Annotated in this window: 6 protein-coding genes; 2 read left to right on the plus strand and 4 right to left on the minus strand. The window is 42.3% G+C overall.

The genetic code is table 11. The features are described from left to right. Window positions 1-1285: 1285 nt before the first annotated feature. The 3 genes from RM811_RS22185 to RM811_RS22195 form a co-directional block, all read right to left on the minus strand. Window positions 1286-1930 carry a hypothetical protein gene (locus tag RM811_RS22185; protein ID WP_402528562.1) on the minus strand — a complete coding sequence of 215 codons (645 nt, stop codon included), beginning with the start codon at window positions 1928-1930 and terminating at the stop codon, window positions 1286-1288. A 168-nt stretch (window positions 1931-2098) separates the two neighbouring features. Next, a complete protein-coding gene (locus RM811_RS22190; protein ID WP_402528564.1) occupies window positions 2099-3292 on the minus strand; it encodes a transposase in 1194 nt (397 codons plus the stop codon). A 27-nt stretch (window positions 3293-3319) separates the two neighbouring features. Next, window positions 3320-4291, minus strand: a complete 972-nt coding sequence (locus tag RM811_RS22195; protein WP_402528566.1) for a hypothetical protein — start codon at window positions 4289-4291, stop codon at window positions 3320-3322. Between the two features lie 251 nt (window positions 4292-4542). Between RM811_RS22195 and RM811_RS22200 the strand changes: the two genes are divergently transcribed. After that, window positions 4543-5025 (plus strand): Fur family transcriptional regulator, encoded by a 483-nt coding sequence (locus RM811_RS22200; protein WP_402528569.1) that lies wholly within the window; start codon window positions 4543-4545, stop codon window positions 5023-5025. A 96-nt stretch (window positions 5026-5121) separates the two neighbouring features. Further along, window positions 5122-5895 (plus strand): zinc ABC transporter ATP-binding protein ZnuC, encoded by a 774-nt coding sequence (znuC, locus tag RM811_RS22205; protein WP_402528572.1) that lies wholly within the window; start codon window positions 5122-5124, stop codon window positions 5893-5895. Between the two features lie 629 nt (window positions 5896-6524). Here the strand turns inward: znuC and RM811_RS22210 are convergent. Continuing rightward, window positions 6525-6851: a hypothetical protein gene (locus RM811_RS22210; protein ID WP_402528574.1), complete on the minus strand. Its 327-nt coding sequence runs from the start codon at window positions 6849-6851 to the stop codon at window positions 6525-6527. Window positions 6852-7718: the final 867 nt, after the last annotated feature.

The raw sequence follows: 7718 nt of genomic DNA on the forward strand, positions 1-7718 counted from the left end.
TGACCATAACAAGGCTGAAATAAGTACAGTTCCGCCAGCTCTGCCAGCTACTGAAGTCGACATAGGTTCTAATAATAATAGCCTGAATTTGTTATAGTTTTCCGGGTATGCAAACACGGGCAATATCAAAGCCCTCCCTCCGTCTTTCCCGCGCAGGCGGGAATCCATCTCGAGAGTGGGAGTCTATCTCGAGCAGTGGATCCCCGCCTGCGACGGTGTCGAAAAACCCTCCGAACTCGTTCCCACGGTCCCCCGTGGGAATGCATACCGAACCCACCGCAAATGAAACAACCAGCATGAAATCCTCGGAAACCCAGACCAAGAGAGGGTTCCCCACATACGGCCAGATTCGTATGCATTCCCACGCAGGACCCATAGAACCTAAAAGCATGGGAACGAGGCTTCCGGAGGGTTTTGCGACAGCCTCCTGCGCGGGGGTGACGGTATGTAGCGGGGATGACGGTTGTTAATTATTCCTTCTGCGACAACCTCAGAGCGAAGCCCGGCAGTTTGGATGAACTAACTGCGCAACAGAACCGGTACTTTCGAATTCCACCACAGTTTTGGGCTCCCATGCCCAGGCTGCCAGAAAAAAACCGAAGGTTTTGCTGTCTGGGAAACGCAGACCGTTGACCCTCTTTCGGACAAACGCAGTGTAGCGAATCTTCCCAGCGCGATTCTTTCGCTTTAGTATGTCCCTATTATTTTCCTGATTACCACTGATCGTACGTCATGACACAGGGAAAGATAATTTAAGAATATACGCACAATTTTTCATTCTTTATGCCTATAACCCAGTGAAGAAATAATAGAACCTCTCCAGGGAGAATTAACGGAGAATTAACGGGGCATCGAGAATTAGCGGGACATCAGAATTAGCGGGACATCCATAAATCCAAGAATTAACAGAAGAATTAACTGGACATCCATAAATCCACAATTGAATTAACGGTAAGAATTAACGGAAGAATTAACGGTAAGAATTAACGGGACATCCATAAATCAGGGAATTAACGGAGGAATTAACGGGACATCCATAAATCGGGAATTAACGGGACATCCATAAATCCACGGAATTAACGGGACATCCATAAATCCAGGGCGAAAGCTTAAGTAAAACGTTGGTTCAATTTATACGGATAAGAATTTATGGATGTCCTGTTCCTTTCCCTTAACCAGTCAGCAAGGCATGATTTGGGGAGTCATAAGATCCTCCATTTTTAACGTAAACAGTCCTTAACTTTTCTGAAAAAAAGTAATTTGAATAGTAGCAACTCTGCCGCTATTAGTCTGATGCAGGTCTCCACTCCCAATTTTCGAAAACATAGGGTGACTGCAGATTTTCCATGGTGGGTAATCCTGACTTTTCTCTAATAGTATTGATGGTATCTTTTAAAATTGCACAAGCATTTTGGTCAGGTACAGTAATTTCTGAAGACCCGGTGGAGGCATTTTTACCGTTGTCTTTAACAGAATCATTACCGATATAATTAACCCAACCGTTTAAATGACTTGAGTCTGGAGAATTACTGGGTTTCAGAGACTTGGCAGCTTCTTTAATATCAATCTCAGTACAATGGTGCGATTTGAATAGCGGAATGGGATAGTACCCCTCGTGCACCAACTCAAATAACAGCATATAGCACGCGGCCTTTAACTCTTTACCTTTATTTGTGGAAGGCACATTTTCAACACCCTGATTAAACTCGTCGATTCTATCAGGATTTCCGCTACTAACTAAAGCAGAGCCATTTTTTACTCTGTGTTGAAATTCAACAAGGATATCCTCAACAACTTTTTGGTGTTTAAGATAAGGATTATCTTCCGACCTCCACCCTTCTTGTGGTGAAACTTTCCCAGAACCAACACCTTTAATGTGTTTTTTGACACAAAGATAACTGCCAGATTTAGCGTGATTAAAATCGTGCACAAAATTATACCAGGGCATAAAAACATGATTATCCGCGATAACAGGCTTATTTTGAATAGAAACCGGACAAATGGAAAACCTGAGAATTTTGATAAAACTTTCATAACCTATAGATAAAGTTGTAGGTAATAATATGATGCTTTTATTAGAACAATACTTCGGACACTTTCACGCCGCAATTGCTCCATAGCTACTGAGCTGCTCATAGGTGCCCAAGACTTTTTCATCATTCAGGGGTAATCCTAAGCTTACAAAAACCCGGCACATCAAGTGCTGGTTGAACTTCAGGCGTTTCCAGCTGGTGATTGAGATTATCGTTTTACTTTTGATGCCCTTCGATTTCCTGTCTTCCAGTTTAAGCAAGTTTAACGCTGCACATGAGGCGTTGATCTGGGTATGAATTGCTTCTTTCCGACAGGACTGACAATCCGTAAGTCCAGTGTATTGCTTGGCATCACGAAAGAAAAATTCAATCTGAAACCGTGCCTTGTAATATCTGATAAGCCTCATGGCATCCAGCTCTGGGTCAGTGGAATAAAGCAATGCGAAACCTATTTTATCGCCTCTCCGGAAGCGAAGCATAACAACCCGTATCCAGCATTTCAGGCATCTTGAGTACAGTCTGGCAGTGTAGACATCTTCACCCGTTTCAAGCGTTCCTACAGACTGGAAGCGCTTCAGATCTTTCTCAAGGTTTACTTTGCCATCGTAAGTCTTGGGGCGACCGTTGCCAGAATAAGGACCTGTGTAGGGCCACACCAGATCTGCATCCGCTCTTAATTTGCCGACAATGTGTATTCCAGTTTCAACAATGGGGGATACGAATTTCTTTTTGAAATAATAGGCGTCTACAGCCAGATACTTGATGCCCATATCAATGATCTGCTTAGCCTGTGCTATCACCTGCTCAGCATAGAGATCGACACGGGTTTTTCCCTTCTGGTCCAGTGTCTGTTTTGCTTCAAGTGCATAAGCAGTATTGGACGTAAGATCAACCACGCTGAGTAAAGATATCTCCAAACCTTTCTCTGTCCGCCCGCTACAGCCACGCCAAAACTTTCCAAGTCCCTCGGTGTGATCACCGCTTTTGGTCATGAAGCTTGCATCAGCAGCGGCTATCAGCTCCTCCGACTCTGAAAGTACATCAGAAAGCGTCAGCCGGTTAAAAGTGAAAAATTCGAATGGCCGACCATACCAACGACTAAAGCGCTTTTCAGACATTGGAGAGTAACGACTTAAATTGCGGAAGGTGGCCTTTCCCTGAAATACGACAAGTGCCGAAAGAAGCAACGCGATGAAGATTTTCTGGGGCTTTTTCAGCATGGACATAGCGTCCAAAGCGTTCTTTACTATATCGTTCATGAAGGATCTGATCAGCAAACAGAGGCTTCAATATTCTATTCGCTGATTTACCACATCACCGGATATTATCAAAAAGTGTCCGGAGTATTGATTAGAACAAACAGAAGTATAATAATAATTCATTTCATCATAGGCCATCTTAATACCTCTATCTGAACAATTATAAATATTTTCCATAGTCAAATTATCGGAATAATATGTAAACACAAACCCTCTGATCGTTCCGGCAGGGTTAATTTGAGAATGAAGTGGAAGCTTTTCCAAGCCAGTGATAGTTTCCCCACACACTCTAAATTCTTGGTAAGATAATCCATCATCTGATAGGACGATTGATACAAGGACAATTCTGTCAGGCTCTATATTCGCCGTCATACCTGTTTTTTCCAGATAAGGCTTTATCTCTCTCGTGTATAAATAAAAATCAATTATTGAGATCACTTTCGAAATAATATCTAACGTCTTGCGATAGGGTGTTTTATTATCAATCAGTTGGTAAATATCATTCACAGCTTGGGAAAACGCCGTCTTTCCTATTACAGAGGCACCCTCTTTTGTTGAATACTTATTTAAATATTCTTTTAGTTTTTCCAAACACGCTGTTACTTCATGAAATTCAAAATCATCACTGCCAACTCTTCTCTCCGATAAGTCGTTGTATGCTTCATAAGAAGCTGAACCCATAGTCTTGAATTTTTTTATTACATCCTTTTCTGATAAAGCGTTTTGTTGAATAACTGGACTCTCTGGCTCAGTAATTATTTTTAGCTTGGCCTGGGATACCCTGTCTGGCACACTCAGCTTTTTTTCATTAGTATAATTTTCTATATTATAAGAAGTGATATGACGAAATGTAACGCTTTCAATCTCCGGCGGATTGTTCTGCTCTCTTTCTCGGTTTTTGGAAAGAAATCCATCTCTCGGTACAGCGACAATATGAGGATCTGAACTTCCTTCAGTTGATTTATCACCATAATATCCAAGTGTAGCTGTAGCTGCCAAACAATCGACCTCCATAATTTATCCCTTCACCTTTGAGTACCGGACTGTTTTTCTTCTAATACCTTGTACTTGGACTTATATCTCAACAAAAAGTTCCAACTCATAAAAAAACTATAGATTTCAAAGGCTGGCCTGATTTTTCCAAATCCCATCAGAGCCAGAAGTCTGGTGAAAAACCTGTGCAGCAGGATAGTAAGAAGATACTATATTGTTATAATATAACATCACTACTATCTTGCAACCTGGAATTTATGACTGGCCACTCTAGCCCATATAAGCCCCACAACCATGAGCACTGCATCAAAGAGGCTTTAAACAAAGCCCGCTTTCTTTGCACAGACCGTGGAGTTCGCCTGACTCCCTTAAGAGAAAGAGTATTGGAGCTGGTCTGGCAGAGCCACTGCCCGGTGGGTGCCTATGAGATATTGACAGAACTCACCCAGGGAGCATCAAAGCCGGCTCAACCACCCACGGTCTACAGAGCCCTGGAATTCCTTCAGGAGCAGGGTCTGGTACACCGAATTGCTTCCATTAATGCCTATATTGGCTGCAGCCACCCGGGTACCCGGCATAATGGCTGTTTTCTGATCTGCACCCAATGTCGTACAACCATTGAAATCGAACATTCAAATATTGATCAATCGTTAACATCCTGCGCCAATGACCACGGCTTTACCATCAACGAAACCTCCATTGAATTAGCCGGTTTATGCACCAACTGCAGGGTATCCTGAGCAGCCTTTGTCCATACATTCGCATAAATCACCGCAGGCAGGATTTTCTTTTGTTTTATAAAGAGTTTTCTTATTAAAGAGCAGAGCCAACAGATTATGAATCAACCACTGATAGAGTTGAGTGACATCTGGATGAAATTCCAGAATAGAGAAGTACTTACCGGCGTCAATCTGCAGGTAAATGCTGGTGAAATTGTAACCCTGATTGGCCCAAATGGCGCTGGAAAAACCACACTCGTACGCATTGCTCTTGGCCTGCAAGCGCCATCTTCAGGCCAGAGAACGGTAAAAAAAGGGCTTCGTATTGGTTATATGCCTCAGAAACTGCATATCAATGACTCAATGCCTTTAACCGTCAATCGTTTCCTCAGGCTAACGGGTTGTCGCTTAACCGCCGTCAACAATGCCCTGGACCGTACCGACGTTGCCCACGTTCTGCAATCGCCCCTCCAGTCGCTTTCTGGTGGTGAACTCCAAAGAGTTCTGCTGGCACGGACACTTTTGCATAAACCACATATTCTGGTGCTGGATGAGCCTGTTCAGGGGGTGGATGTCACCGGTCAAAAAGCGCTTTACCAGCTGATCACCGATCTTCGGAATGAATCCCGCCATCAGGAAAACTGCGCAGTTCTGATGGTCTCTCACGACCTTCATCTGGTCATGGCCTCTACGGATAAAGTCGTTTGTATCAACCAGCATGTCTGCTGCTCGGGGCATCCCCAACAGGTAAAGCAGCATCCAGCCTACCTTCGTCTGTTTGGTGGTGAGTCTGATGAACTGGCCATATACACCCACCACCATGATCACCATCACGGAATTGATGGCCATGTGCTCGACCCACAAAAAGACTGCTCAAAAGGAAGCCAGTAATGTCTGATATTCACCTGTATGCCTTACTGGCAGGCTACGGAGGAATTAACGGGACATCCATAAATCCAGGGCGAAAGCTTAAGTAAAACGTTGGTTCGAATTAACGGGACATCCATAAATCCAGGGCGAAAGCTTAAGTAAAACGTTGGTTCAATTTATACGGATAGGAATTTATGGATGTCCTGTTCCTTTATCCTGTTCCTTTAGTTCCTTTAATTCTTTATTTAATTAACGGGACATCCATTGTTTCCTTTCAGGGACATCCATAAATCCACGGGCGCGAATTAACGAATTAACTGAACTTCCATAGATCCAGGGCGAAAGCTTAAGTAAAACGTTGGTTCAATTTATACGGATAGGAATTTATGGATGTCCTGTTCCTTGTTCCTTTCTTATGGATGTCCTGTTCTTTTGTTCTTTGTTTTTGTCGAGCAGAGCATCCGAGGTGAATACGGTATTTGTTCGTATTTAGATAAGAGTCCGTCTGTTCTTAGCATCGTGTATGAAAGAGCGTTAATTGCAATGCTCAAATAACCAGTCCCTTAGCGTACGGTTTTTTCCTTTCTATGGCGTGCCCCCAAGATGAGTTTAATGGAAAGAAATAGCGTCATAACGTGACGCTATTAACATCATTTACCGGCAGAATCTGCACGGTTAACAGCTTGGTTGTATACTTCTGTAAGAAGATTTTTCGGATCAGGAACAGGAACAGCTTTCAACATACATCGATTCAAAAAACATTCTTTGTTTTGCTTCCAATTATCATCGACATAATAATAATTTACTAAGATTGCTCTAAGTTGAGAAGCTGTAAAAGTTCCTACATAACTCTTGCCATCTAAAAATCCGATTTGGCAACCCCGGAATGTACAGTCATGGTTTGGTTTTGAATGTTCTTTTGCCACATTTTTATCGTCTTGATAACTAAAGTTTTTGATCCCAATCACATCCATCATGATTTTTTCCTTTTTTATTTAAGTAGGTGATAGTTTGCTATCGAATATTTTGACCACTGGTCACGGAATAAGTTCCAAACAGAGTTCCAAACAGGACATCCACGAAAACAAACAGGACATCCACGAAAAATAAACAGGAAAAATAAACAGGACATCCACGAGAATAAACAGGTCTTCCATAAATCCAGAGTAAAATCTTAAGTAAAACGTTGGTTCAATTTTTATGATTAGTAAATTTATGGATGTCCTGTTCTTTCTGCTGTTCTTTCTGTTCTTTGCTGTTCTTTGGGTAAATTTATGGATGTCCTGTTCTTTTTCTGTTCTTTTTTTCCTGTTCTTTTGTGGATGTCCTGTTCTTTTTCCTGTTCTTTTGTCACACCACAGTTTTGGGCTCCCATGCCCAGGCTGCCAGAAAAAAACCGAAGGTTTTGCTGTCTGGGAAACGCAGACCGTTGACCCTCTTTCGGACAAACGCAGTGTAGAGAATCTTCCCAGCGCGATTCTTTCGCTTTAGTATGTCCCTATTATTTTCCTGATTACCACTGATCGTACGTCATGACACAGGGAAAGATAATTTAAGAATATACGTACAATTTTTCATTCTTTATGCCTATAACCCAGTGAAGAAATAATAGAACCTCTCCAGGGAGAATTAACGGGGAATTAACGGGACATCCATAAATCCCGACGGGAATTAACGGGACATCCATAAATCGGGAATTAACGGGACATCCATAAATCCAGGGCGAAAGCTTAAGTAAAACGTTGGTTCAATTTATACGGATAGGAATTTATGGATGTCCTGTTCCTTTCTGTTCCTTTATCGTTCTTTTGTTACTGCTCTACTCTCGTTTTCAGAATGAATAA

Origin of the sequence: Endozoicomonas sp. (assembly GCF_031844845.1) — a bacterium.
GTDB lineage: Bacteria > Pseudomonadota > Gammaproteobacteria > Pseudomonadales > Endozoicomonadaceae > Endozoicomonas.